Annotated in this window: 22 protein-coding genes; 7 read left to right on the top strand and 15 right to left on the bottom strand. The window is 54.7% G+C overall.

What is annotated here, in order from left to right:
- Positions 1 to 2 precede the first annotated feature (2 nt).
- Positions 3 to 2657 carry an alanine--tRNA ligase gene (gene alaS, locus R6U41_RS04140; protein WP_410268572.1) on the top strand — a complete coding sequence of 885 codons (2655 nt, stop codon included), beginning with the start codon at positions 3 to 5 and terminating at the stop codon, positions 2655 to 2657.
- Here the strand turns inward: alaS and R6U41_RS04135 are convergent.
- The 4 genes from R6U41_RS04135 to R6U41_RS04120 form a co-directional block, all read right to left on the bottom strand.
- A complete protein-coding gene (locus R6U41_RS04135) occupies positions 2609 to 4417 on the bottom strand; it encodes an extracellular solute-binding protein (protein ID WP_410268571.1) in 1809 nt (602 codons plus the stop codon). The two genes, alaS and R6U41_RS04135, sit on opposite strands and share 49 nt — an antisense overlap.
- Before the next feature lie 9 nt (positions 4418 to 4426).
- Positions 4427 to 5257, bottom strand: a complete 831-nt coding sequence (gene dapB, locus R6U41_RS04130; protein WP_410268570.1) for a dihydrodipicolinate reductase — start codon at positions 5255 to 5257, stop codon at positions 4427 to 4429.
- Between the two features lie 81 nt (positions 5258 to 5338).
- A complete protein-coding gene (locus tag R6U41_RS04125) occupies positions 5339 to 7084 on the bottom strand; it encodes a sugar phosphate nucleotidyltransferase (RefSeq protein ID WP_410268569.1) in 1746 nt (581 codons plus the stop codon).
- Between the two features lie 17 nt (positions 7085 to 7101).
- Complete coding sequence (locus R6U41_RS04120) at positions 7102 to 9759, bottom strand: 1-acyl-sn-glycerol-3-phosphate acyltransferase (protein WP_410268568.1); 2658 nt, start codon at positions 9757 to 9759, stop codon at positions 7102 to 7104.
- Between the two features lie 278 nt (positions 9760 to 10037).
- Here R6U41_RS04120 and R6U41_RS04115 point away from each other — a divergent pair, with 278 nt between their 5' ends.
- Entirely contained in the window at positions 10038 to 10325 is a 288-nt protein-coding gene (locus R6U41_RS04115; protein WP_181551433.1) for a hypothetical protein, read from the top strand.
- 112 nt (positions 10326 to 10437) lie between these two features.
- On the opposite strand, the gene R6U41_RS04110 is transcribed toward R6U41_RS04115, so the two are convergent.
- Entirely contained in the window at positions 10438 to 11115 is a 678-nt protein-coding gene (locus R6U41_RS04110; RefSeq protein ID WP_410268567.1) for a ribonuclease HI, read from the bottom strand.
- A 41-nt stretch (positions 11116 to 11156) separates the two neighbouring features.
- Complete coding sequence (locus tag R6U41_RS04105) at positions 11157 to 12332, bottom strand: exo-beta-N-acetylmuramidase NamZ domain-containing protein (protein ID WP_410268566.1); 1176 nt, start codon at positions 12330 to 12332, stop codon at positions 11157 to 11159.
- A 623-nt stretch (positions 12333 to 12955) separates the two neighbouring features.
- On the opposite strand from R6U41_RS04105, the gene dnaA reads away from it, so the two are divergent.
- Both dnaA and R6U41_RS04095 read left to right on the top strand, forming a co-directional pair.
- Entirely contained in the window at positions 12956 to 14335 is a 1380-nt protein-coding gene (gene dnaA / locus R6U41_RS04100; RefSeq protein ID WP_410268565.1) for a chromosomal replication initiator protein DnaA, read from the top strand.
- A gap of 79 nt (positions 14336 to 14414) precedes the next feature.
- Positions 14415 to 15713: an FAD-binding oxidoreductase gene (locus tag R6U41_RS04095; RefSeq protein WP_410268564.1), complete on the top strand. Its 1299-nt coding sequence runs from the start codon at positions 14415 to 14417 to the stop codon at positions 15711 to 15713.
- 3 nt (positions 15714 to 15716) lie between these two features.
- Here R6U41_RS04095 and R6U41_RS04090 read toward each other — a convergent pair whose 3' ends face one another.
- The 8 genes from R6U41_RS04090 to rpsF form a co-directional block, all read right to left on the bottom strand.
- Complete coding sequence (locus R6U41_RS04090) at positions 15717 to 15911, bottom strand: hypothetical protein (protein WP_410268563.1); 195 nt, start codon at positions 15909 to 15911, stop codon at positions 15717 to 15719.
- A 21-nt stretch (positions 15912 to 15932) separates the two neighbouring features.
- On the bottom strand, positions 15933 to 16709 hold the full coding sequence (locus R6U41_RS04085; RefSeq protein WP_410268562.1) for an inositol monophosphatase family protein: 777 nt from the start codon (positions 16707 to 16709) through the stop codon (positions 15933 to 15935).
- A gap of 12 nt (positions 16710 to 16721) precedes the next feature.
- On the bottom strand, positions 16722 to 18431 hold the full coding sequence (gene hflX, locus R6U41_RS04080) for a GTPase HflX (RefSeq protein WP_410268561.1): 1710 nt from the start codon (positions 18429 to 18431) through the stop codon (positions 16722 to 16724).
- A 48-nt stretch (positions 18432 to 18479) separates the two neighbouring features.
- On the bottom strand, positions 18480 to 19850 hold the full coding sequence (dnaB, locus tag R6U41_RS04075; RefSeq protein WP_410268560.1) for a replicative DNA helicase: 1371 nt from the start codon (positions 19848 to 19850) through the stop codon (positions 18480 to 18482).
- 156 nt (positions 19851 to 20006) lie between these two features.
- On the bottom strand, positions 20007 to 20453 hold the full coding sequence (gene rplI, locus R6U41_RS04070) for a 50S ribosomal protein L9 (protein WP_410268559.1): 447 nt from the start codon (positions 20451 to 20453) through the stop codon (positions 20007 to 20009).
- 60 nt (positions 20454 to 20513) lie between these two features.
- The gene (locus tag R6U41_RS04065; protein ID WP_410268558.1) at positions 20514 to 21473 is read right to left on the bottom strand and encodes a DUF2232 domain-containing protein; all 960 of its coding nucleotides are present in this window, start codon (positions 21471 to 21473) and stop codon (positions 20514 to 20516) included.
- Positions 21474 to 21537: 64 nt separating this feature from the next.
- The gene (gene rpsR / locus R6U41_RS04060) at positions 21538 to 21783 is read right to left on the bottom strand and encodes a 30S ribosomal protein S18 (protein ID WP_181551442.1); all 246 of its coding nucleotides are present in this window, start codon (positions 21781 to 21783) and stop codon (positions 21538 to 21540) included.
- A 5-nt stretch (positions 21784 to 21788) separates the two neighbouring features.
- The gene (gene rpsF / locus R6U41_RS04055) at positions 21789 to 22235 is read right to left on the bottom strand and encodes a 30S ribosomal protein S6 (RefSeq protein WP_410268557.1); all 447 of its coding nucleotides are present in this window, start codon (positions 22233 to 22235) and stop codon (positions 21789 to 21791) included.
- Positions 22236 to 22641: 406 nt separating this feature from the next.
- Between rpsF and R6U41_RS04050 the strand changes: the two genes are divergently transcribed.
- Complete coding sequence (locus R6U41_RS04050; protein ID WP_410268556.1) at positions 22642 to 23067, top strand: YcbK family protein; 426 nt, start codon at positions 22642 to 22644, stop codon at positions 23065 to 23067.
- A gap of 48 nt (positions 23068 to 23115) precedes the next feature.
- On the opposite strand, the gene R6U41_RS04045 is transcribed toward R6U41_RS04050, so the two are convergent.
- Positions 23116 to 24789, bottom strand: coding sequence for a murein L,D-transpeptidase (locus tag R6U41_RS04045; RefSeq protein ID WP_410268555.1), 1674 nt, complete (start codon positions 24787 to 24789; stop codon positions 23116 to 23118).
- 422 nt (positions 24790 to 25211) lie between these two features.
- Here R6U41_RS04045 and R6U41_RS04040 point away from each other — a divergent pair, with 422 nt between their 5' ends.
- Both R6U41_RS04040 and R6U41_RS04035 read left to right on the top strand, forming a co-directional pair.
- Positions 25212 to 25484, top strand: a complete 273-nt coding sequence (locus R6U41_RS04040; protein ID WP_410268554.1) for a DarT ssDNA thymidine ADP-ribosyltransferase family protein — start codon at positions 25212 to 25214, stop codon at positions 25482 to 25484.
- Positions 25459 to 26182: macro domain-containing protein (locus R6U41_RS04035; protein ID WP_410268553.1), on the top strand; the 724-nt coding region annotated here is incomplete at its 3' end. The genes R6U41_RS04040 and R6U41_RS04035, both read left to right, overlap by 26 nt.

Raw genomic sequence — 26182 nt, 5'->3', positions numbered from 1 at the left:
TCATGACGGGAAATGAGATCCGAAAGAAGTTTTTCGACTATTTTGCGGAAAAAAATCACCAGATCGTCCGCAGCTCCTCGCTGGTGCCCCAGGATGATCCCACCCTGCTGTTTACCAATGCCGGCATGGTGCAGTTCAAGCGGGTGTTTCTCGGCGAGGAAAAGCGCGCCTACAACCGCGCGGCCACTTCCCAGAAGTGCCTCAGGGCCGGGGGCAAGCACAATGACCTGGAAAACGTGGGCTATACGGCCCGGCACCACACCTTTTTTGAAATGTTGGGCAATTTTTCCTTTGGCGATTATTTCAAAAAAAAGGCCATCGGCTACGCCTGGGAGCTTCTGGTCGACGGTCTGGGCCTTGCGCCAAAGGATTTGTGGGTCACCATTTATCTCGACGACGAGGAGGCCTTTGAGATCTGGCGCGATCACATCGGCGTGGACCCGGAGCGCATTGTCCGCCTGGATGAAAAAGATAATTTCTGGTCCATGGGCGAAACCGGCCCCTGCGGCCCCTGCTCGGAGATTCTCATCGACCGGGGCGCGGCTGCCGGCTGCGGCTCGCCAGACTGCATGCCCGGATGTGAGTGCGACCGGTATCTGGAGATCTGGAATCTGGTGTTCATGCAGTACAACCGCTCAGAAGACGGTCAGATGACCCCGCTTCCCAGCCCGAGCATTGACACGGGAATGGGGTTGGAGCGCATTGCCTCCATTATCCAGGACGTGCCCACCAATTTTGACACCGACTTGTTTACCCCCATCATTCAGGTCATCGAATCCTTGTCCGGCCGTCAGATGGGGGTTGATGACACAACCGATGTGGCGGTCAAGGTTATTGCCGATCACAGCCGGGCCGCGGCATTTCTGATCGGAGACGGGGTGCTGCCCTCAAACGAGGGCAGGGGATACGTGCTGCGGCGCATCATGCGCCGGGCTATCCGCTACGGCAGAAACATCGGCCTTACCGAACCGTTTTTGCACAAGACCGTGGAGCCGGTTTTTGAGATCATGAAGGAGGCATACCCGGAGCTGTTCGAAGACCGGGTGTTTATCACCAATGTGGTGAAAAACGAGGAAGTGCGGTTTCTCGAAACCCTGGACCACGGCTTAAAACTGCTGGCGGAAACCATGGAGCAGATGCAGCGGGAAAACTCCACTGTGGTGCCCGGAGAGGTGATCTTTAAGCTCTATGACACCTTTGGCTTTCCCGTGGACATTGTCCGGGACGTTGTGCGCGACAAGGGCCTGGATTTGGACATGGACGGCTTTGACAAGGCCATGGCACAGCGCCGGGAGCAGTCACGCAGCGTGGCCGCATTTTCGTCCATCAGCGAGGCCTACCGCAATTTTTCCGCCTCCACGGACCAGCGGCCGGAATTTGTGGGCTATGACCGGCTGAGCTGCGAGTCCGCGCTCATGCTGCTGGTGGTTGACGGTGCAGCCGTGGATGAAGCCGAAGCTGATTCGCCCATTGAGGTGTTGGCGGAAAAAACGCCTTTTTACGCCACATCCGGTGGGCAGGTGGCAGATACGGGCACAATTACCGGGCCCGGCTTTGAAATCCGGGTGGAAGATACCTTCAAGGACCCTACGGGCCTGATCATCCACCGGGGCCGGGTGGTTTCGGGTAAGGTGCGCAAAAACGATACCGCCACCCTGTCCGTGGACCCGGAAAATCGGCGGGACACGGCGCGCAATCACACGGCCACCCATATTCTGCACAAGTGTCTGCGCCAGGTGGTCGGAGAACACGTGCGCCAGGCCGGCTCGCTTGTGGGCCCGGACCGGCTGCGTTTTGACTTCACCCATTTCTCCCAGCTCGATTCCGAAACCATCGAGGAAATTGAGATTCGCGTCAATGAACGCATTCGGGAAAACCTGGCCGTGTCCGTGGAGGAGATGGACGCGGAAGAGGCTTTTAAAACCGGGGCCATGGCCCTTTTTGAGGAAAAATACGGCGACCGGGTGCGGGTGATTTACCTTGAGGATTTCAGCCAGGAGCTGTGCGGGGGCACACATACCGGGAGAACCGGGGATATCGGGGTGTTTAAAATTCTCTCAGAGGCCAGCGTGGCCTCGGGCGTTCGCCGCATCGAGGCCGTGACCGGCCGGGCCGCATTTGCCCACATCCAGGAGATCAACCGATGCCTCAATGAAGCTGCCCGCCTGCTAAAGGACCGGCCCGAGGCCGTGGCCGGCCGGGTGGAGGGCCTGCTGGCCGGGCAGAAAAACCTGGAAAAACAGGTGGAGCAGCTCAAGCTGAAGCTGGCATCCGCGTCTGCTGACCAGATGAGCGATGAGGTCAGCTCGGTCAACGGCGTCAAGGTGGTGGCCAAAAGCGTTCAAGCCGACAACCCCGGAGCCCTTCGCAGCATCGCCGATCAGTTCCGGGAAAAGATCGGCTCCGGCGTGGTGGTGCTCGGCGCGGTCCAGGGGCAAAAGGCGCTTTTGATCGCCGTGGTGACCAAGGATCTCACGGACCGGTTCCATGCCGGAAATATCATCAAGTACGTGGCCGCAGAAGTGGGCGGCGGCGGCGGGGGACGGTCGGACATGGCCCAGGCGGGCGGCTCCAAACCCGAAAACTTGGAACAGGCCTTAAAAAAGGTTTATGAGCTGGTTGGCGAAAAATCATCTGAAAACACCTCGTCAAAATAGACCGCAGGCGCTTTTGGCGGCAGGGACAAATTGCGCTTTACCGCCTCTTTGAGCAGGGCGTCTGCATCCGGGTCATGCCACCAGTAGGTCAGCGCGTTCATCTCATCGCCGTATTTCGACAACACCGTGGCCGGGGTGCCGAACTTGTTCCAGTACAAAAGCCGCGTGTAGTCGATGTTCCACAGCAGAACATAAGGATGGGCGGCAAATACGATCTGATCGATCTCCCGGCAGATCCGGTGCCGTTTTTCAATGTCAAATTCGGTTTTCTGGGCCTTGATGAGCCGGTCCACTTCAGGATCGGAAAAACCGGTGATATTGGCGCTTCCCTGCCTGTCGGCTTCATCTGATGCCCACATGCCCTCAGGGTCCTTAAACATGGACGCACCCCAGGCTGCCCAGGTCATCTGGAAATTAAATTCATCCATGTCCCGGGCCCAGGCGGCCCAGTCTTTTTTGTCAATCACCAGATCAATGCCCGCATCCTTTAAGTCCTCGGCGTAAATGGACAGAAATTTTTCAGACGCCGCATCCCGGGATAAAAACCGGATGGTCATTTTCCTGCTCTGTTTTTCCCGCCACCCGGTTTCGGGGTTGACCTGCCAGCCGGCTTGGTCAAGCAGCCGGCGCGCCTGCTTTTGGTCGAGTTTTATCAGCGGGTTGGGGCACGGATTGGCATCGGAATAAAGATCCTCGTAATAGGAGCGGTGCAGAAAATACTGGCTGTACATCAGGGTCTGGTTCATTTTTTTCCGGTTCAGCAAAAGGGCCATGGCCTTTCGTACCCGGACATCGTCAAAGGGCGGCTTGCGCATGTTCATGGCAAACCCCTGGAAGCCTACGGGTTTGTGGTTGTGGATTTTTTGTTTCAGGATATGGTTGCGCAGGAAAGAATCCCCGGTTGTTTCCTGGATCCAGATCCTGGAGGTGTAGACCGGAAACAGGTCAATTCTACCCTTTTTAAAGGCTTCAAAGGCATTTTGCCGCTCGGCGTAAAACCGGAATTTCAGGGTGCCGAAATTGTATTTTCCCTGGTTTCGGGCAAAATCGGCCTGCCACCAGTTGTCTCTTTTCTCCATTTCCAGAGACGTGCCTTCCCGGATTTGCCCGGGCATGTACGGGCCTGAAACAACAGGAAAGGAAAAGTTGATTTTGTTGAAATCCTTTCCTGAAAAAGCGTGTTCGGGAAGTATGTTGAGCCCGCCCAGGGCCAGCAGATTTTTCCAGTGGACCGATTTTGCGGTAAACCGGATGGTGCGCTTATCGACGATCTCAGGGGGCTTGAACCGCTCCAGGCTGACCTTGTGAGATCCGGTCATGTGGGCCGGGTCCATGATCGCCGCATAGGTCCAGGCTACATCCCCTGCGGTCACGGGCCGGCCGTCGCTCCAGCGCGCATCCGGGTCTATGTGAAAGGTGAAGGTTTTTTTATCTTGTGATATCTCCCATTGTTCCGCAAGCCCGGGTTCATATTCCAGGCCGGTGGGATGCAGGGACAAAAGGCTGTCATACATCAGGGAAAACAGCTGAGAGGACAAAACATTGTTGTCCGTGTAATAATTCATGCTTTTGGGGTACTGGCCCCCGAACACGCAGATTTCCCCGCCCTGTTGGGCCTTTGGCGATGCCACGGGATCCGGCCGGTCCTGCCACCCGGGTTCCGGAAAGGTTTGCGCCGGACACGGCACCGTGGCCAGGATCCAGAAAAGTGCCGCCGCGGCTGCCGCAAAAAAGCGGAAAATCAGGGTCTTGTTTCCCATTTGTCGCTCTTAACCCTGCTTGAGCACGTCAATCATGGAAAAGACCCGGCCTTTTTGCCCTTGATCGATTTTTTCGGCCAGAAACAAAACCGCGTCAAAGCTTCCCTGGGCATAGATGTCCCGGCCGTTGACATTGTGGGTAAACCGGAAGGTCACGGTCTTATCCGGTGAAACCAGGGTGTAGGTGTGCCAGCCGTGGCCGGACAGGTATTGTTCGGGCACGCCCAGCCGGTCTTTCTGCTCTTGGGGATCGCGGATTTGGATGATATCGCTCTGGGAAAAGGCTGCGCCCAGCTTGTTGAAATAATTCGCCATGGCCTTGGCCGTGCCTGAGGTGTCGGCCTTGGTCTGCTGGTGGCTTTCCTCGATGGTCAGTTCATATCCGGCAAACAGGTTGGGAAAGTTTTCAGCCGCATAGGCCATCATGGCCTGGAAACCCACGATCTGCTTGGCCATGTTCGGGGCGATCACCGCGCAGATATCCGAGTTTTCAACCGTGGTCACCAGCTCCTGCCGGTCGCCGCCGGTGGTGCCCATGACAAAAGGAATCTGGTTTTCACAGTAAAACCGGGCATTGTCATTGACTGCAGAGGGATGGGTGAAATCAATGGCAATCAAGTCCTTGTGGGCTTGTCTGATTTCGGCAATGGCCTCCTGCCGGTCTTTGGGCGGAATCAGCGCTATGCTGCGACCGTTGACCGCATGCGTGGTTTCCGTGATTTCAGCACCGGTCAAAGAGGCGTCAATGAGCTGAAACCGGCTGTCTTTGGCGGCCTTGTCCGCAAGCATGGCGGCCACGTTTCCGGGCAGGCCGTTTATCATCAGGGAAATGGGCTGCATACAAAATTTCCTTTCAAAAATTGGTGACAAAAAAGAATGTGTTGGAAAATGGTATGGTTGTAAGCAAAACAGCCGTCTGCGTCAAGGGGCAATGCCCGGTGCCGGGCTGTTTTGTTCCCGCCGGTCCAGAAGCCTGCGGGCATGGGCCACGGTCTTTGCCAAAACAGGAAGGGGCGGGTCTGCGGTTCCGGCGGTGAGTCTTTTCAGGTTGGCCAGGGCTGCGGGCATGTAGCGGGCAAAATCTGTTTTGCCCTTTTCCCGGACCAGGCGGCCATAGGCGCCCAGGGCTTGGAGGTTTCTCGATATTGCACAGCAGCGGTATCCTTTTTGAAAGTTTTTTTCCCCGCTTCCGGCCCTGATGCCCAATTGGTGCATTGCATAATCCGCAAGCCGGTTCTGGAGTTCCGGTGCAAGGGCCACATAGGGATCTGTTAAAAGCGATGCCAGGTCATATTCCAGAGGCCCGATGCGCCCGGCCTGAAAATCAATGAAAAAAAAGCCTTTTGGGGTGACCATGATGTTTCTGGACTGAAAATCCCGGTGCATGAACCCGTAGCGGCAGGCCCCGGAAATCACATCCGCCATGGTGCAGAACTCGGATTCAAGGGCCTTTGTTTCAATCCCTGGCATTTCCAGATAATTTTGCAAAAATGCCGCCACAAAGTAGCGCCCTTCTTTTTCCAGGATCATCTGCCGGTCATAGACCGCGCCCTGATACGCCCAGTCCGGGTCAAAGCCCTCAGATCCCCGGCTGTGCATATCCATTAACCCGTCAATGATGCTTTTGTAATATTTTTCAACAAGGTCCGGGCCGGGTGCGCTGCCAACGGCTTGCTGCAACAGGGTGTCTCCCAGGTCGGCCACAAACACCAGCCCGGAAAATCGGTCATGGGCGTGGATCTTGGGCACACAAACGCCCTTGTCAAAAAGATGACGGCCAATGGCCACAAAGGCATCAAACTCCGTGACCGCCTTGTCCGTGTTGATGCCGTGGTCTGCCACGATTAGGCTTTGGCCGGTAAACGAAATTCGCAACCACTGCCGGTCCGAGCCGTCGCCGATCAGGGCCCGGCAGTAAAGATCATCTGCGCGGGGCTTTTGTCCTGTGAGGCCTTGAAATATTTCCGGGGCCATGGTGTCGATTACCGCCTGACGGAAGCAATGGGGCGTGCCCAGGTCCATCCAGTAATGGCCCGAGACCCGGTATGCTTCGATTCTCCGGCCGTCTGCAATCATGGCGGAAAACAGGTCAATGCTGCTGACCACTTGTTTGGGTTCAATATACGAATAAATCACCGGGTCGATCACCTGCAGGCCGGTAAATGCCATAAGGCTCTGATTTTGGCCGGCCGGGGGGGTAAAGGCGGCGATGCTGCCCTCCGGATCCACCACCACCTTGTTGAAATCCGGGTGGTCGTGCATCACCAGTGTGGCTGCCGGGCCCCTGGCGCTATGCTGCCGGACCACGTCGGCAATGGAAATATCGGTTAAGATGTCGCTGTTGATCATCACAAAAGGCCGGTGGCCCAGCATGTCTGAAAAATGGCCGATGGCCCCCCCCGTGCCCAGCAGGTACGGCTCCCGGCGGCAGATCACCGGCACCGGGTAATTGCGGGATGCGATATATCCGGTGATCTGATCAGGAAGATGAAAAACATTGACGGCAATGGTGCTGACCCCGGCATCGACCAGCCGGGAAATGATGATGTCAATAACCGGCCGGCCGGCCACGGCAAACAGGGGTTTGGGCACTTTCAGGCTGTGGGGGCGCAGGCGCGTGCCCAGCCCTGCGGCAAGAATCAGTGCATTAAAGGCGTTATCCGGCATTTGAAAAACCACAGATCCTAATTGGGAAGGCAGCGCCGGTAGAACTGGACTTTTTGCGTGTAAAAGTCCAGCACTTCCTGATCTTCCTGATTTTCCGGATTGTTTAAGCCCTGGCGGGTAAAAAAGGCCACTGCGTTTTTGTAATTGATTTTAAAAAGGGCTTCCTTGCGCAGAATTTCGTTTCTCCTGTACATGCGGCTGCCCAGGGCCTGAATTTTTTTGGTGTAATTTCTGCGTTCAAGAATCGGCCCCCGGGTATAGCGCATGTAGAAATTGAGCACCACCCAGTAGGATTCAAAATAGGCGGTGAGAAATCCCGCAAACAGGTTGAGCTTTCGAAATCCCGCGGATGTCACATTATAGGTTTCCGGCAGGGCCGGATGCGGGGTGAGCACGGCATCGTCGATAAACGCCTTGATGTTTTTGCGCACCGAGGCTTCCACGTCCTCTTCAGGGTCAAAAATAAATTCCATAGCGAAGAAATTCTTTAAAAACGCGTAATGGGGATACAGGTCCTCTGCTGTGAACTGGAACGCGTCCAGGGCCAGAATGGAAAGTGCGGTAAAGGCTGGGGGCGCAAAAAAGATCACCCCGTTGTTCTTGTAATATTCCAGGTTCGGCCGCTTGTTTTCATGGATCTTGAAAATGGGATTCGGCGGTGTGCCGGCCGGGTTGGTGGATGCGGATCGGTCAATGTATTTGTTTGAGATAAAGGTGTCTAACACCGTGTCAAAGGCCCCCTGGTTGTCAATGTAAAGGGTGTCGGTGAGCTTGACTCCCCGCATGGACAGGTACTTCATGTAAGTTTCAGCATGTTCCAGCAGCTGGCGATAATAAATGCGCTTCTGGGAGCAGTTGAGCAGGGTGGCCGCCACCACGGCATGGGGGGTGATCACGGCCTGGCTGTTAATGGCGCTGATGATTTTTTCCCCGAATGTGTGCAGCTTCTGTCGCCGGGTTTCGCGATCCAGCTTGAAAAACGGGGTGCGGCTTTGAGCAAAATGTTGCTTTAAGGAAAAGGGCTCATGGAAATTGATATAAATTTTGCCGTATTTCTTTTTGAGAAATTTTCTGGCCTTCACGATATTGATCAGGTTCTCCGGGCTTTTTTTGCCCCCTTCCATTTCGTGGATATAGGCCTTTTCCTCCAGGACCCGGTCATAGCCGATAAATATGGGAACAAAGAGCATATCATCCCAGTTGTTTTTCATGTAGGCATCCACAAGCAAAGACAAAAATCCGATTTTGGGCGGCAGGAGTTTTCCGGTGCGGCTGCGGCCGCCCTCGATGAAAAACTCCATGTGAAAGCCTTCAGTGAGCAGCTTGTTGATATAAGCCGAAAAGATCTTTGGATACAGGGGCTCGCCCTTAAATGTCCGCCTGAGAAAAAATGCCCCGCCGCCCCGAAACAGCGGCCCGATGGGCCAGAACGAAAGGTTCTTGCCTGCGGCAATATGCGGGCAGGGCAGGTTGTTGTGAAAAAATACAAAAGAAAGGATCAGATAATCCAGATGGCTTTTGTGGCAGGGCACCAGCACCAGTGGCCCGGTCTTGGAGGCCTGCCGGATCCGGTCCAATCCCTCCTGGTCCACCACCATGCCGTCAAACATGGCCCGGAAAATCCAGCGCAGGAAGATATCAAAGATCTTGATAACCTTGAGGTTGTAGTTGGCGGCAATTTCATCGAGAAAATCCGCCGCCTCCTTCTGGGCCTTGTAAATGGGAACCTTGTGTTCGGCCGCATATTCGGAAATGATGCGCTGGGTTTCCGGATGGGTTAGCACCCCGTGCATGATTTCCGTGCGGGATTTGAGAACCGGGCCGGTAATGGACTGCCGGTGCCGGTTGATCCGGTCGATGAGAAACCGGCGCAAATAAATGGCCTGGCTTTTCTGATTGAGACTGGTGGCTTCCCGGGTCTGGAGAAAATCTTTGAGATTGACAATTTCAGCGCCTTCAATCCAGATTTTGCCGGGCCGCTTGAGCATCATCCAGAGCCTGCGCAGCCGCCCGGGCTTTTCCCGGGTGCCGAAGATGACATCCGTGAGCGTCAGCCAGGTGGTCTGCGGGTCCCGGTCATAGAGAATGAGCTGGGGAACCAGGTAAATTGGCGTATCTATGGTTTTTTGGATCTCGATGAGGTAGTCCATGGGGTCGGTGCCGGATCTGGCAAGCTGCCGGTAACTCTGCTTTTCCTCGATCAGCGAAACCATTGCCGCATCCCCGGCCAGAAGACGGTTGCGGTAAAAGTGCTGCTGGTAAGGATCCGGCCAGGAAAAATGTTTGAACAAATATCCGACGTTGAAAACAAAGCCGTCAAAGACCCGTTTTAAAGGCTGCCAGAAATAGGTGGAATAATCAAAACCAAGAGTTGGATAGGGTAGACCTTCCTTGCGGTACCTGCAGTGATAAAAAAAATACTCAAATTTGCTGCGGTACTTGTTGACATAAACGACAATACCTGACTGGCCAAGTTCCCGGACCGTCTGCTGGAGCTCGGCATCGATTTTCGGCCGGTTAAACAAAAGGACGCTGATCAACCGCGCCAGCAACCCCCTGCGGGCCGGAAGATAGCAGAAAAACGGGGCTATTTCGCTGTCCGCGGAATTCATGTCATCTTGCGGGGTTGTGTCAGCTGCGGTTTTTCCCTGCAGCGGGTGTCGATTATAAGCCATGGCTGCCGCCTTTTTGGTAAAGAGTTTTTATGGAACCATACCAAGTTGGCCAAGGCTTTTCAAGCGGCAAACTGTCCGTGCCTTTGGTGCGGATATCAGTGCTCCGGGCGGCCCCGGGATGTGGCATCCGCCCCCAGGGTTTTTGCTTGCTTTACAAATCCGCCTGTGTTAGATGAAAATTTGTTATTCTCAAAAGCACGGGAGGTGGGCCCCACCTGATCGAAACAATCAATATTGTGATCCGATCATAAATATTAAACAAAGGAGGACGTGGCGTTATGAAAACTTTAATTGGCGGTGCAGTCGCAGCTGTAATCGGCGTAATCGGTCTGGCAATCTGGTTTGATGCATTTCTGCAGCTTCTGGCGGGTGCCATTCCGGTGATGCTGCTCCTCGGCGGTTGCCTGGCTTTGTATCTGGGCTTTGACGAGTTGAAAGATACCTGGCAGAAAGACACGGGCGTGGAGCCCGGCGGCTCTGGCCAGAGCGAAAGCGAAGCGGAAAAATACCGCAAGGAAAATGAAGAGCTCAAAAAGCAACTCGAAGAGTTAAAAGCGGAAAAATAGCCGTCTTCTGTAACTGTCCAGGGCTGTTTCCGGTCCCAGGCCCCGCTGCGCCAGGCGTTTGCGGGGTTTTATTTTTTAAACCACCGGCCGGGGGCTTGTTTTCGGATATGGCTCAATTGCCTCCACCTTTTTTGTCAATGGCTGATGTGGCCAGATGATCGGCCTGTTCATTGTCTGCAACCCCGCTGTGCCCGCGGACCTTGATGATCTTTAGGTCTGAAAACTGACTTGCCAGCTCCCTCAGCGCGCCAACCAGCTCCGGATTTTGCCGCGCCTTCCAGTTTTTGACCAAAAGTCCGTGCACATAACTGCTGTCAGTGTGGACCCGCACAGGCAGGTCCCTGCGCTTGAGTGCGGCAAGTGCGGTGCGAACCGCTTCGAGTTCGGCGATATTGTTGGTGGCGTGGCCGATATATTGCGAGATTTCCCTTTTTTTCCCCTTATAGCGAAGCACCGCACCGATTCCCGCCGGTCCCGGATTGCCAGACGATGCCCCGTCGGTATAGATGACAACGGCATTTTCGGAATGGGCGGTGGTTTCTTGTTGTTCATCAAGGTTTGCTGGTTTTGGTTTTGTGCGCTTTTTGCCGGATTTGGTCTGCTGCGGCGCGTTTTCCAGTTCCGACAGATGCTCGGGATTGACCCGGTATTCGTGGGGCTGGTCAAGCTGATACTTGATTCGGACCCGCTTGTTTTCAATGGCGGGCCGGCCCTGTTCGTCGGTTTCCACCCAGACCTTGTTTTTTTTAAAGCGCATGCGCCGCCAGCCCGGCTCGGCATTTTTTGTCATGATATTTCCTGCTTGGGTATGGTGCGGGTTTTCGGTTTTCCCTATTCATAGAGGAGATACGGCCGTATCTGCTGCTGGTACGCTTCTGTCTGCGGCTGCCAGCGCCTTGCCATTTCAGCGGCATCTGTACCGGCTTCCAGTTGTGAACGGATTTTTGCATCCCCGGTGATCAGGTCAAATGGCAGTTTTTCCCATTCATATTCATAGGGCGGCATTTTCCAGGCAAATTCACTGCCAAAAAGTCTCCGGACCGCACCCACCAGGACCAGGCTGGTCTGGTAGGGCAGGTATTGTTCCCGGTCGGTGACATGGATCTGAAATCCATGGCAGGATCTTCCGGCCCATTTTCCCGAGGTGGGCTCAAACACCGCAGGCCGGAGCACTGCGCCTGAGAAAGGGGCTTTTCCCAGGGCGTTTTCCAGGATATTGGTATCCATCCACGGCGCGCCAAAGAGTTCAAATGGCTGGGTCGTACCGCGGCCCTCGGACACATTGGTTCCCTCCCACAGGACCTGGCCGGGATAGACCATTGCCGATGCCGGCGTGGGCAGGTTGGGCGACGGCGGTATCCAGGTCAGTCCGGTGTCTGAATAATACATGTGCCGTTTCCACCCCTTCATGGCAATCACGCTCAAATCGCATCCAATGTGACATTCCTCGTTAATCAGCCGGGCGTATTCGCCGATGGTCAGGCCGTGGCGCATGGGGATGGGGTAGCGCCCCACAAACGAGGCGTAACCGGGCTCAAGACAGTTTCCTTCCACCTGCAGCCCGCCGACAGGATTGGGCCGGTCCAGGATCACCACCGCCTTTTGCAGTCTTGCGGCCTCCTCCATGCAATATGACAGGGTGGTAAAAAAGGTGTAGACCCGGGTTCCGGCGTCCTGGAGGTCCACGATCAGAACGTCGATGCCGTCCATCATTTCGGCAGTGGGAATGCGGGTGGCCCCGTAGAGGCTGAATACCGGGATTTTGAGTTCCTTGTCGAAAAAATCCGCCGATTCCACCATGTTGTCCTGCTTTTCCGCAAAAAAACCGTGCTGAGGGGAAAATAGAGCAGAGAGCCGGCCCGGAAAGAGCCGGGAAATCACATGGTGGGCATGGCGAAAACGGTCGTCCACGGAGGCCGGGTTGCACAGCAGGCCCAGGCGTTTTTCCGCCAGGCCGGAAGGCTGCGTCCGGGTCAGGTGTTTGAGGCCCGTGATAACGGTCGTCATGTTGTTTTCCTTTACTGCGGGCAGATTCGCCGGTTTTTGTCCAAAAGCCGGTAAAAACCGAAATTTTCGGCGTCTATGAATTTTAACTATTTGAAATCATTATTTATAACTATAACATTTCATCCTGAAAGGCAATATCGTTTGCCCTTGAAATTTTACAAAAATTGACGAAAATAAAAGATCGCTTAATGCCTCGCCCCGGGCCGGTTGTCCCGGCCTTTAAAAAAAGAGGCGGGTAAATGTTACAGAATTGCGACAAAATTTTTTCATTTCAGAATTCAGCAACGGCCCGGCAATTCACTGATTGGCAGAAGATTCCGCTATATATAGAATTGTTCATAACACAGCCGGCCCTTAGACGAAAATGGGGAAAACCGAGTCTCATCGGACTTGATCGCTTTCGGGCCCTGTATTATAACCAGGGGCATTCGATGGGAGCCAGATCCCGTCAATTCAATATTTCCCGGCGATTTAAGGCCGTTTGGATACCTTCCAGTCGTATTGATTTACCATAAAGATACGGTTCTGATGTTTTCGGCTTTTGCATAAGCATATCATATCCATTGCTGATTGTGACTGTATATTTTTGTTCATCCTGTTTGTATATTAATGGAGAATGGCTCATGAAGACCGTGTGGAACGATGTTAAAACCGCTATCAAGGACCAGATTTCCCCGAGCCTGTATCGCCTCTGGATTGAGCCCATTGAGTTTGTCGAGGCGCAAAGCGACACCATGATTCTGGCATGCCCCAATTTTTTCATCAAAAAAAGAATCATGGCCAATTACACGGATCTGATCAACCATGAGCTCAACCGCAAAAACGGCCGGCCGCTGACATTCTCCCTGCAGGTAAACAGCGCAAACCAGAAACAGGGTCACAACAATGACCGGGCGCAAAACGGCAATCCCGCCGCCGGGCAAAGAACCCGGGGCCGGCAGCTGGCCCTGCCCGGTATTGCCGCCCAGCCCATGAACGGGCGGATACTGCGAAAAGATTATACCTTTGATCATTTCGTGGTGGGCCACAATTGCAACCTGGCCTACCAGGCCACCATGGAGCTGGCATCCGGCAAAAGCGCAAACGTCAATGCCGTGTTTCTTCTGTCCGGCACCGGCATGGGCAAAAGTCATTTGTCCCAGGCCGTGGGGCACAAGATTTTGTCGGTTTCCCCGGGCGAGCGCGTCTATTACATGAGTGCCGAGGATTTTACCAATGAAATGGTGAACGCCATTAAGAGCAATTCATTGGACACCTTCAAGAAGCGGTACCGGGACGGCTGTGACGTGCTGCTGCTCGAGGAAATCCACATCCTTTCGGGCCGCACCCGCACGCAGACCGAACTGGCCCTGGTGCTGGATCACCTGTATGAGTCCGGCAAGAAGCTCATATTTTCCAGCTGCGCAAGCCCATCAGAGATTCCCAGAATGAGCGATCATCTCATATCCCGGCTGGGCCAGAGCATGATGACGGCAATCGATGCTCCGGATTTCAAAACCCGGCTCCGGATTCTGCGGGCAAAGGCGCGCTGTCGGGGTATTGAATTGCCCGGGCAGGTGGCTGAATACATGGCCGGCGAACTGGTGGACAATGTGCGGCAGCTGGAAAACGGATTGATCGGCGTGGCCTCCCGCAGCTGCCTGATGGGCGATCAAATCGATCTTGATTTGGCCGAGCAGGTGGTCAAAAATATTGTCACCCGGAAAAAAACCATTACCATTGATTCCATTTCCCGGCTTGTGAGCCGGGAATTCGGGGTTCCGCTAAAGGACATGATTTCCAGGTCCAGGAAAAAATCCGTGGTGCGGACCCGGCAGGTGGCCATTTTCCTGGCCCGCAGACATACAAGCCAGCCTTTGCAGTCCATTGGCAGAAAGTTTAACCGGAAACATGCCACGGTGATCCATTCCATCAACTCGGTGGAAAAGGCACTCAAGCTCAAGGGCGAGCTGTTCCGACAGGTGCAGATCATCGAGAAAAAACTGGAGTCCGGAAGCGATTAAACCCATTTCTCCCAAAGTCCATGACCAGCTCGGTCAGATCCTGGGGCCGGATAACTATTCCCGGCAAAAAGAAGACCGGGTGAGCTATGCCTATGATGCCACCCGCAATGAGCACGTGCCCGAGGCCGTGGCATTTCCGCAAAATTCCGGCCAGGTGGCCGAAATCCTGAAACTGGCCACAGCCCACGGCTTTGCCGTCACTCCCCGGGGGGCGGGATCGGGCATGAGCGGTGGGGCCCTTGCCGCCAGACAGGGCTTGGTGCTGGTCATGACCCGTTTTAACCGGATTGTCCGCATTGATGCCGACAATTTCATCGGTGTTGTCCAGCCCGGGGTGGTCACCGGAGAGTTTCAGCGGGCTGTGGCCGGCCAAGGCCTGTTTTATCCACCGGATCCCTCAAGTGCGGACTTTTCCACCCTGGGCGGCAATCTGGCGGAATGCGCCGGCGGTCCAAGGGCGGTGAAATACGGTGTGACCCGCGATTACGTGCTGGGCCTGGAGGTGGTGCTGCCCACCGGCGAGATCATCAAAACAGGGGTGCAGACCGTCAAGGGCGTGGTGGGCTATGACCTGACCCGCCTGATCGTGGGATCAGAAGGGACCCTGGGGGTGATCACGGAGATGACCCTGCGCCTGCGGGCGCAGCCCCAAACCGTTGAAACCCTGTCCGCCTGGTTTGTGAAAATGACCGATGCCGCCCGGGCCGTGGCCGCGATACTGCAAAGCGGCATTGTACCCAGAGCCCTGGAGTACATGGACAAAAACGCCATTTCCTGCGTGAAAAATTATCTGGAAGGCGGGGTCCCCGAAAACCGCGAGGCCATGCTGCTCATTGAAGCCGACGGCAGCCCCGGACAAACCGCAGAAGCGTTGGAAAAGATTGAAAAGGTGCTGGCCGACCACGGAGGCCTTGATGTCCGTGTCGCCCGGGACCCGGATGCCGCCGCCGGGCTGTGGCGGGCCCGCAAGGCCATTTCCCCGGCCCTTTACACCTACGGGCCCCACAAGATCAATGAAGACATCGTGGTGCCCAGAAGCCGGCTGCCGGAAATGGTGGAGAAAATCCGCGAACTGGGCCAAAAAACCGGGCTGACCATGGTCAGCTTCGGCCATGCCGGTGACGGAAACATTCATTTCAACATCATGCTGGACAAAAACGAGCCGGCCCAGTTGCTGGCCGCCCGACAGGCCGTGGATGAGATCTTTGATTTCACCCTGGCCCTGGGCGGAACCATCTCGGGGGAGCACGGTGTGGGTCTGGCCAAAGCGCCCTATATGCAAAAGGAAATTTCAGATGCCGCTCTTGGCCTGATGCAGCGGATCAAGGCCGCATTTGATCCTGCCGGGATTTTAAACCCCGGCAAGATGCGGCTTTAAGCGTTACTGGATGTTGGTGGTGGCCTCGTAGGAATTCATCAGATCCTCGAGTTGTTCAATGCGCATCTGCTGGGACTGCTCCACCGCGCAGCGCAGGCGCAGGGCGCAGTATTTGCGGCAAATGCGGGCCTGGATGTCAAACCTGCCGTAGCATTCCACTGTGTCTTCGTATTCGTCGCTCAAGTAAAACTCCTTCATGGTATCTCTTCTTTATCTGGTTTACGTTAACAATGAACGCAAATCTTCGTGAATATGGCCGTTTGTGGCCAGAAGTGCCTTATTGTAAATATCATAGTTGCTGCCGGAAAAGTCCGTGACCCGTGCACCGGCTTCCCGGGCGATCAGGGTTCCCGCGGCCGTGTCCCAGGGCTTTAATCCCTGCTCCCAAAAGCCCTCAAACCTTCCGCAGGCCACAAAGCACAGATCCAGGGCCGCAGAGCCAAGCCGTCGCACGCCAATGGCGGCGGAAAGGCATCTGGCAAATTTATCCATGTACGGTTCGGGATTTTCCTTGATGTCATAGGGAAAACCCGTCACCAAAAGGCTCTCAGAAATCTGCCGGCAGTCTGAAACGCTTATGGACCGGCCGTTTAACTGCGCGCCCTGTCCCTGCACGGCCGTAAACAACTCCCCGGTTATGGGGTTTAGCACCACCCCGACCCTGAGCTGCCCGTTTTCGGCAAATGCAATGGAAACAGAGAAAACCGGCACCTGGTGGGCAAAATTGGTGGTGCCGTCCAAAGGATCAATGATCCAGGTGCAGCCGTCAGTGTCGGTATCTTCGGCATTGCTTTCCTCGGCCAGGATTTTGTGATCAGCAAAACGGCTTTGGATGGTTTCTATGATCTGTTTTTCAGATGCAATGTCTGCGGCCGTGACCAGATCCTTGGGACCTTTCTTGCTGACCTCTCCGAAATTGCCCAAGTGGCTGCGGAGGATTTCGCCGCTTTTGTAGGCCGCCCCCACTGCCGTATTTTTGATCAGGTTCAAATCCATAAGTAATCTATATTAAAGCACCCGGCCGGTATCCGTCAACAGGGGATTTATTTCCATGGCCGCATCATCCGACGGCCACAAAAAATTCGGTCCTGTCGCCTCTCCGGCAATGACCTGCTCCATTTTTTCAATAAGCGGATGCAGGGTTTGGGCCTTTGTTGCGGTAATGGCGATGCCGTTGGTTTTGGCTGCAAGCACTTCCATGGTGCCGGCATCCACCCGGTCCTGCTTGTTTAAGACATTGAGTACCGGGATCCGGTCCAGCCCCAGGTCTCGGAGAATGCCGTGCACGGATTGCATTTGCCGGAGGCAGTCGGCATTGGCCGCATCAATGACATGCAGCAGCAGATCCGCGTTTTCCAGTTCCTCCAGTGTAGCCCGGAAGGCCACGCGTAACTCTTTTGGCAAATCCTGGATAAAGCCCACTGTATCCGTAATGATCACCTCGGTGTCTTTGGGAAATTTCAGCCGCCGGCTCGACGGATCCAGGGTGGCAAAAAGCCGGCTTTCAGCCAGCACCTGGCTGTGGGTCAGGGTGTTTAGCAGGGTGGATTTGCCAGCGTTGGTATAACCGATAATGGAAATCACCGGCAGGCCCCGCTTGGAACGCCGGGCTTTTTGCTGCTTGCGCTGTTTTTTGACGTTTCCCAAAGCCTTTTCCAGGCGAGTGATCCGGTCCCGGACCCGGCGGCGGTTGATTTCCAGCTTGGTTTCACCCGGGCCCCGGCCGCCGATGCCGCCGGTCAGCCGGCTCATGGCCGTGTTTTTAAATACCAGTCTCGGCAGCAGGTATTTGAGCTGGGCCAGTTCCACCTGGATCTTTCCTTCCCTGGACTGGGCCCGCTGGGCGAAAATGTCCAGGATGAGCTGTGTGCGGTCCAGGACCCGGAATTCGACCTGGTCGGTGATCGATCGCATCTGGGACGGATTTAACTCCTGGTCGAAAACAATCAAGGTGGCCCCGGTCTGCATGGCATGGATGGTCAGCTCCTCTAGCTTTCCGGTTCCCATCAGAAACCTGGGATTGATCTTTTTGCGGTGCTGGACAATGGTGTCTAACACCTCGATTCCGCTGGAGCGGGCAAGCTCGCGCAGTTCTGTCAAAGACGCCTGTGCCCGGGCCCGGGAGGCGGTGGTGACACTGACCAGAACCGCCCGTTCCTTTCCTTCCGTGACCTCTCGGGTAGCTTGGTGCTGGGACAGTTCGTCCTCGATTGCGCGGATCAGGCCCGCACAGTCCACCTGTGGATCCATGGGATCGACCGGATCCAGGATCTGGTGGGGCTGGCTGGCTGCAGAAGACGGAAGAATATGGGCGATATGCATCCGCTCCGGCTTTCCCTCACGCGTTGCGGTGATTGCCGTCATCATGTCCAGGCGCAGAAGTGTCAGGTCCGTGAGGTCGTCGCGGGTCAGTGTCTCATCGTTTAAGTGGGTGTGGATGCAGCGCAGCCCCTTGAGCCGGCCCGGGGGGGTTCGGTATTCGCTGGTGTCGGGCAGCAGGATTTTCTGGTTGTCGCCCACGATCACCCGGGCGATCTTTCCGGAACGCTCCACCAGAAGTCCGATCTGGCGGCGGGTTTCAGCGCTGATGTTGCAGATTTCCCCGGCCAGGTCGGGAGAAATGACAGATTCCGGCGGAATTCGGTGGTGGTACAAATTTTCAATCCGCCGGACTGCGCCGGCCTTGAGTCCGCCGGTATTGCCTGAAATGTTTTTCATTCGCTTAACAGTTGCCGCTCCCTTTTATTTAAAGCTTGCATTGCCGGCTTACGTCCCTTCCAATTCTGGTGCGTATTGCCCGTAGGCCAGATTTTCAAACCGGGTGTATTCGCCCTTGAACACCAGCGGGCACATTCCAGTGGCCCCGTTTCTCTGCTTGGCCAGGTGAATTTCGGCAATGTTTTTGTTGGGATTGTTTTCGTCCGGGTTATAGACGTCATCCCTGTATATAAATATAACCAGATCCGCGTCTTGTTCAAGGGCCCCGGACTCGCGAAGATCGGAAAGCTGGGGACGCTTGTCGCTGCGATCCTCCAGGCGGCGGTTGAGCTGGGACAGGGCAAGAATGGGAATGTTTAATTCCTTGGCCAGACCTTTGAGAGTTCTCGACATTTCCGAAATTTCCAGTTCCCGGCGTTCGAAGTTTTTCCGCGGCCGCATGAGCTGCAGGTAATCGATGATGATCATGCCCACACCCTTTTCCCGTTTCAGACGGCGGGTCTTGGTCTTGATGTCAAGGGAGGTCAGGTCCGGCGAATCATCGATATAGATGGGCGCAGAAGATAGCACGCCTGCGGCGTTGGTCAGGCTGTACCAGTCGTCATCATTGAAAAACCCGTCCCGCACCCGGGAGGAGTCAATGCGGGCCTCGGCGCACAAAAGCCGCATGGAAAGCTGTTCCTTTGACATTTCCAAAGAGAACATGGCAACCGGAGTATCGGCCTCCACGGCCGCATACCGGGCCATGTTCAGGGCCAGGGCGGTTTTGCCCATACCCGGGCGGGCGGCCATGATGATCAGGTCCGAGGCCTGGAAACCCGATGTCATCTGGTCGAGTTTTTGAAATCCCGTGGGCACCCCGCTGATCAGCGACTTGTTGCCCTGTCGGGCTTCCAGGGCATCAATGTTGGATTCAATGATTTTGCTGATGGGATAAAAGTTTTGCTTCTGCTTTTTATCCGCAATATCAAACAGGGCCCCTTCGGCGTAATCAATGACATCGTCGGTGCTGCCCGACTCGCTGTAGCACTTTTCCACGATATCACTTGCCGTGCGGATCAAATGACGCAGTACTGCGCGGTCCTGGATAATCTGGGCGTAGTGCTTGGCATTGGCCGGCACAGGCGCGGTGTCCACGATTTTGGCCAGGTAGGCTGCTCCGCCGATGGATTCGAGTTGGTTGGAGCGCCTTAGATGTTCAGCCAGGGTAACCAGGTCCACGGGCTGGTCTTCGGCAAACAGTTCGGTGATGGCGGAGAAAATTTTTTGGTGCGCGCTTTTGTAAAAGGCTTCGGGCGTGAGGATATCAAGGATGTCGAGCAGGATATTGTTATCCAGCAGGGCAGCGCTGATAATGGATTCCTCGGCCTCGAGGCTCTGGGGCGGAAGCTTTTGAAGCGACGGATCTTTGCTGCTCATGGCACGGCCCGGGATATACAGCCGGGACATCAAGCCGGCCCCGGCAGGTGTGAATCAAAAAACAAACCGCTGAAAAGCGCTGCGGTTTGTTTTTTTAAGGCGGATCCGCCCCGGCAGGGCAGATCCGCTTCAAACACGTATGAAACGACCCGATTCTCAGGATTCGGGCACGACTTCCACGGTGATTTCCGGTTCAACATCCCGGTAGACGCGCACCGGGACCTGGTAGGTGCCCAGGGTCTTGATGGGGTCGGCCAGGAGGATGGCGCGTTTTTCCACCTCAATTCCCTTTTGCTCCAGGGCTTCTGCAATGTCGCGCACGGCAACCGATCCGTAAAGGCGGTCTTCATCCGCCACCTTGGCCGGAATCTGCACGGTGATGCCTTCGAGCCGGGCGGCCATTTCCTCAGCAAGCTTGCCTTCCTTGGCAAGCTGAAGCTCGATCTTGGCCCGCTCCTGCTCCATTTTTTTGCGGTTTTCTTTGGTGGCCTGCACGGCCTTGCCCTGGGGAATCAGATAGTTGCGGGCATAACCGGCCTTCACATCCGCCTCTGAGCCGATAATGCCCAGAGATTCGATGGTTTCTTTTAATATGACTTTCATCTTTTGTCCTCCGATGGTGCACGTAAGTTGCATATTTTTTAGCTCGTGGGATCCGTTTATTTATGACGGATCCGGATGATCACCGGGAGCTGCGTTTATTTTTCGAAAATCAGCCCACGTGTCGAAAAATCCCAGGCCGATCACCACCAGGGCCAGTGCCTGCTGGATGGCGATTAACACGTATATCAGCACCCGCAGAAACAGGGGCATCTGTTTTTGCTCAAAATACCATGAGATCACGGCAATGCCCTGAAACAGGTAAATGAGCATCAGTAGAATCAATGCATTGGCACCCATAAAGGCCAGGGGGCCGCTTGCCACCCAGAGCAGCAGTGCCGATGCAATCACCGCCCAAACCAGTGCATCCGGGGCTTTCCACAGATTGAGCCGGCCAAAGGCCGGTTCGGGCAATTGTCTGGCCCTGAGTGCGGCCCTGGCGATCAGCAGATTTGCCCAGCCGGCAAAAATCAGGCCCGAGGCTGTCAAGGCCGGCAGAATGCCCATGATCACATAATGAATCCGGTCCATGGACTCGGTGAGCACCCGAATGCTGGATTCGGGCATCTCCATTGTCTCGTATGTCGCGGCTGTCAGCTCCAGGTTCCTGCGGACATATTCCGAAATCATTTCCAGGGGTCCGGATGCAGAAAAACTGCCGATAAACAGCAGCGCAGCCAGCCCTGCGGTCCATATCAGGGCGCCTGGGTAGCCGATGGTTTTTTCAACGCTTAAATTCTGCAACAGGGCCTCGGCCATGGCAAATCCCAGGCCGATCATGCACAAAATCAGCCACAGGTCCACCACATGACCGGGCCCGGACACCTGAATGACAACCACGGCAAGTATTGCCATGATCCCGGCACTTTTGCGGCCCAGCTTGAGCCGGTACAAAAGCATGGGCAGGGGCAAAAGCAGAAAACAGGCAAATCCCAGGATGGGAAAATACAGCGCCACAGCCCCGAACAAGGCCAGAATGCCGGTGCCCGCCAGAATATCGCGTGGATTATATGTCGTCATCATGGATCCGGGGGCTGTTTGGCCCCTTCCGTGATTTTTGCGAATATGGGCGGCTGCGGAGTGCCGGTTACAGGTCCGATGTGCCCACGTAAGGAAGCAGGGCGATTTTACGGGCCCGCTTGATGGCAGTGGCCAAATGCCGTTGATGCTTGGCGCATGTTCCGGAAATCCGGCGGGGGATGATTTTGCCCCGCTCGGTGATAAAATATTTGAGCATGCCCGGATCTTTATAATCGATTGCCAGCTTGCTGTCGGCACAGAAGCGGCAGACTTTGCGGCGATGGAAAAAACGTCTTTTGTTCATTACAGCCATTGGATCTACTCCTTTTCTTCTGCTGCCGGCTCGGCCTGCGCTTCAGGTGCGGCCGCCGCCTGGGGGGTTTGGGTGGCTTCGGCTTCGGACGTATCGGTTTCGGCCGGGCTTTCAGCAGCGGCCTGCTGCGGTTCTTTGGCCGCTTTCAGGCTTTCTGCATCCACGTTTTCTTCCAGCCGGATGGTCATAAAACGCAGCACCCGCTGGTCGTGTACCAGCGTGCGCTCCATGGCGCTGACAACCTCGCCGTTGCCGCAGAAATCAATGCGCACATACTGGCCCTGCCGTTTTTTCCCGATTTCATAGGCCAGCTTGCGAGTACCCCAGTCATCGAGTTCGATCAAAACGCCGTTTCGCCGGTTCATCTGCTCTTCCAGGCGCTCCATCAACGCCTTCTTGTCGTCTTGCCCGACATCGGCGTCAATGATCACAATGTTTTCGTAATGGTTCATTTGTCCTCCTTTTGGCTGATAAAGCCCTGATTTGTCGGAATCGGATCTTTTCCGAATCAGAGCAAGGAAAGAATCAATCACATATAAATCCCGTCATTAAACCCGTTTTTTCGCTACCTGTCAAGCATAATCTGATCCGAAAAATCCAGTGTCAACCCTCCTGAAACCGGCAGCCTTGCCAACCGTGTTGACGTTTCTTTCAAATTCTGTTATTTGTCATCAAACTGAATTTTTTTGCCGAACCTTCCAACTTTCAACTTAAAACCAGCCGAAGAAAATGCACATATCCCGAAGATCCTTTTTAAAACAGGCGACCGTCGGCACTTTCGCATGCATGCTTCCATGGCTTGCAGCCCGGCCCGCCGGAGCCGGAATCCGCAGCCGCGGAATTTCAGGCGTTCTTTGCGTGCGCAATATACATACCGGAGAATCGGTGCGCATCCGGTATCTCGACGGTCAGGGCAACTGGATTGCCGGCGCCCGGGAGAAACTGGACCGGGTGTTTCGCTGTCATTACAACGGTACGGTTAAACCCATTGAGCCGTCTTTGTATCTTTTGATCGACCGGATACACACCCGCCTTGGCGCCGGCCGCCGGCCCATCCGGCTGATTTCCGGCTACCGGTCCCCGGAGTATAACCGGCTTCTGCGTTCGAAGGGCAGCGGAGTGGTCAAAAACAGCTATCACTTAAAGGCCATGGCCGCAGACATTCATATCAGCGGCGTTGATAACCGGCGTTTGTACAAAGCCGCCAGGGAAATAAAGGCCGGCGGAGCCGGAGCCTATTCCGAATTTGTGCACGTGGATGTGGGGCCAGTGCGTTTCTGGTAGAAAACCGGTTCAAGCCTTTGTAGTATCCTGTGTTTCACACCGGCCGTCTTACTGTGCATCCAGGGCTTTTTGCAGCGCCTTGTCGAGTTCGTAAACATCATCCCGGTAATTGACAACGCCCCTTGGGCTGACCCAGAAAGTCCGGTAGACCAGATGAACCGCAATCCGGTCATGGACGCGCACAGCTGTGGTTTCCCCCCTTTCAATGGTTTCCTCTATGCGCTTTCGGTCCCATAACGGGTTGTTTCTCAGAATAAAAAGCGCCAGTTCAACGGGTTTTTCCACCCGGATGCAGCCACTGCTAAACGCGCGCACCCGCCGCTGAAAAAGGTGCTGTTCCGGAGTGTCGTGCAGATAGATGCTAAACCTGTTGGGAAAGATGAACTTGATCCGCCCCAGTGCATTCCAGGGGCCGGGCTTCTGGCGCAGCCGCCCCGGGAAATTGCGGATATAAACGTTTGACCAGTTGATGGCCTCCGGGCTCACACGGGTGTCATTGGCCTGCCATCCGCTGAGGACTTCAAAATGGTTTTCGGCAAAATAGTCCGGGTTGTTTCTGATTTTGGGAAGCACCTTTTTTTTCAGAACCCCGGGCGGCACATTCCAGTAGGGATTGATCGCCAGACGGGCCATGTTTTTGGTCAACAGTGGAGTCATCTCGGTTTTTGTGCCTGAGATCACGCGCATTTTCAATACACGGTCCTGATTTTTCCAGGCATTGAGTTCAAACCCGGCGGAATTGATGACAATGCGCCGCCTTGCAGGCTTTCGGGGCAGCCACCGCCGGCGCTCCAGGTTGGCGCGAATTGTTTGCATCCGGTCGTGTAAGGGCCGGTTGAGCGTGGCTATGGTTTGTCTGCCCGCCACCCCGTCCGGGACCAGGCCGTGGCGCTTCTGAAATCTCATGAGGGCTTTTTTCAGCCCGGCATCAAAAAAAGGCGACAGGCTGCTTTTCTCCACCTTTTTAAGATCCCCTTCTGCGGCCAGGATTTGGCGCAGCTGCAAAACCGTGGGCGATTTATCGTCTTTTCGAAGAACTTCTCCGGCGGCCATGCGCACCTGCGCACCGGAAGCCATGCGCTTTTGAAGGCGTGCGGCCTGGGCTGTGGCCGCCTTGTAGCCGTCTCCGGCCGGGGCCAGTGCCTGTAAGGCCTGCCGCACATCTCCGGGTGTTTTTATTTCACCCAGAAAACCGAGGATTTTTTGGGCTTTATTCTTCTCCGGATATTCAATCACCTCACTGGAATATACGCTAAGGGGATCGACTTTTCCGTGGGCCAGGTGGTCTGCATATTTGAAAAACGCATGGGAAAGCATGATGTCCATGGCTGCAAGGTTCCGCGCAATAAACCGGCCGGGCTCCCGGGATGCCAGCCTTTTGTGCCACTCGGCCAGACATCCGTGATAATAGTCATCCGGCAGCAGTCCGTGGCGTCCGGCCTTGCCCGCAGCTTTTATAAATTCCCGGCCTGCATCCGAAAGACCGTTTTCATTCATCCATACCGGCTGGTATCCGCGTTCGGCATAGACCTGCGCAATTTCCTGCCGCACCGAAATCGGCGCACACCCGATCCAGAATCTACGGGCTTGTGTGCCGGCACTCAAATAATTTTCCAGGTTCGCTGAAATCCTTCCGGCCCCGGATTCTGCAAACCCCGCAGCCAGGTGCACCACCAGAAAAACAACAAATGCTTTAGACAGATAACGGCTGATTAATTTCATCGCTTCAGTATGTTTGGTTTTGTGATAATCCAGAGCGGCCTGTGGAATAACCAGTTTTTCACCCCGATATTGCCAGGAGACTGCTTTAACTATCCCAGTATCATAGTGTAGTACAGACACATCAGCAAGCAGATGTTTTTGATAGTGTTAAACATGGAAGCCAGCCATGGCAAGAAAAAGCTTTTTACATCCCATTAATGTGGTTTCCTTTCGTTTTCCGCACACAGCGCATCACATAAAGGAGCGGCGAACCTGTGGGGTGCCGAACACAGCGCCGAAACAAAAAAACCGGCCCCGGAATGGCCATTCCGGGGCCGGTTTTTTATTATCTGAAAAAAGCATAACTGCTTGAACATTTGGTGGCGTCAAGGACTCGAAAATTTAAGATAACTTGCTATAATAATAAAATTTTTAAAATTAGGATGTTAGAGATACCCCGAAAAATGCCCCCGATTTTTCAGGAGCCCTTAATCTATGCCGTGTCAACAGTCGAAGAAATCATCCAGGCCGGTCTTGATTTTGTGTTTTCCGATGGTCATGGCATTGCAGCTTATACCGAGTGGTTCGATGATATCAATGATTTGGAAAAGATTGACTGGGATATGGTTTATGCGACATATTGGGCAGATACAGTAGAGGACATGGACCGCATGTCGGCGGGGAGACGTCATGCCCGGGCGCATGTTCATCTTTGAAACCGGCCAGATATTCAATCCGCGCTTTATTATCAATTTCCCCACCAAGCGTCACTGGCGCGGCAAAAGCCGTTATGAGGATATTGAATCGGGTCTGAAAGCGCTGGTGAAGGAAGTGCAGGAAAGAGATATTCACTCCATTGCCATTCCGCCACTGGGCTCTGGTTTTGGCGGATTACAGTGGACCAGGGTCAAAGCAATGATCGAAGAGGCGTTTGCCAAAATGCCGGAGGTCCAGGTTAAACTCTTTGAACCGAAAGGCAGTCCGGAGGCCGCGGATATGCCAGTGGGTACTGCCAGACCGAACATGACGGTCGCCCGGGCTTTATTGGTAAAACTCATGCAGCAGTATGCGCGCTTTGCCTATCGGTTGACGCTTCTGGAAATTCAAAAGCTTGCATATTTCCTCCAGGAGTCTGGCCTTGACTTAAAACTACGATATGTCAAGCACTTATACGGCCCCTATGCCCATAACCTTAACAAGATGCTTGAGATTCTGGAAGGTCATTATATCCAGGGATACGGAGACACTCAAAAACCGGATGTGGAAATTACATTACTGCCAAACGCAAATAAAGAGGCCGATCGTTTCCTCCAGCAGGATTCAGCAGCTATAAAAAACCTTGAGAAAGTAGCGGATCTCGTGGACGGCTTTGAAACCCCCTATGGCATGGAACTCCTTTCTTCCGTGCATTGGA

Source organism: Desulfosalsimonas sp. (assembly GCF_046483245.1).
Taxonomy (GTDB): Bacteria; Desulfobacterota; Desulfobacteria; order Desulfobacterales; family Desulfosalsimonadaceae; genus Desulfosalsimonas.
The sequence above is the reverse complement of the archived record's forward strand: the minus strand, read 5'-3'. Positions and strand labels throughout refer to the sequence as shown.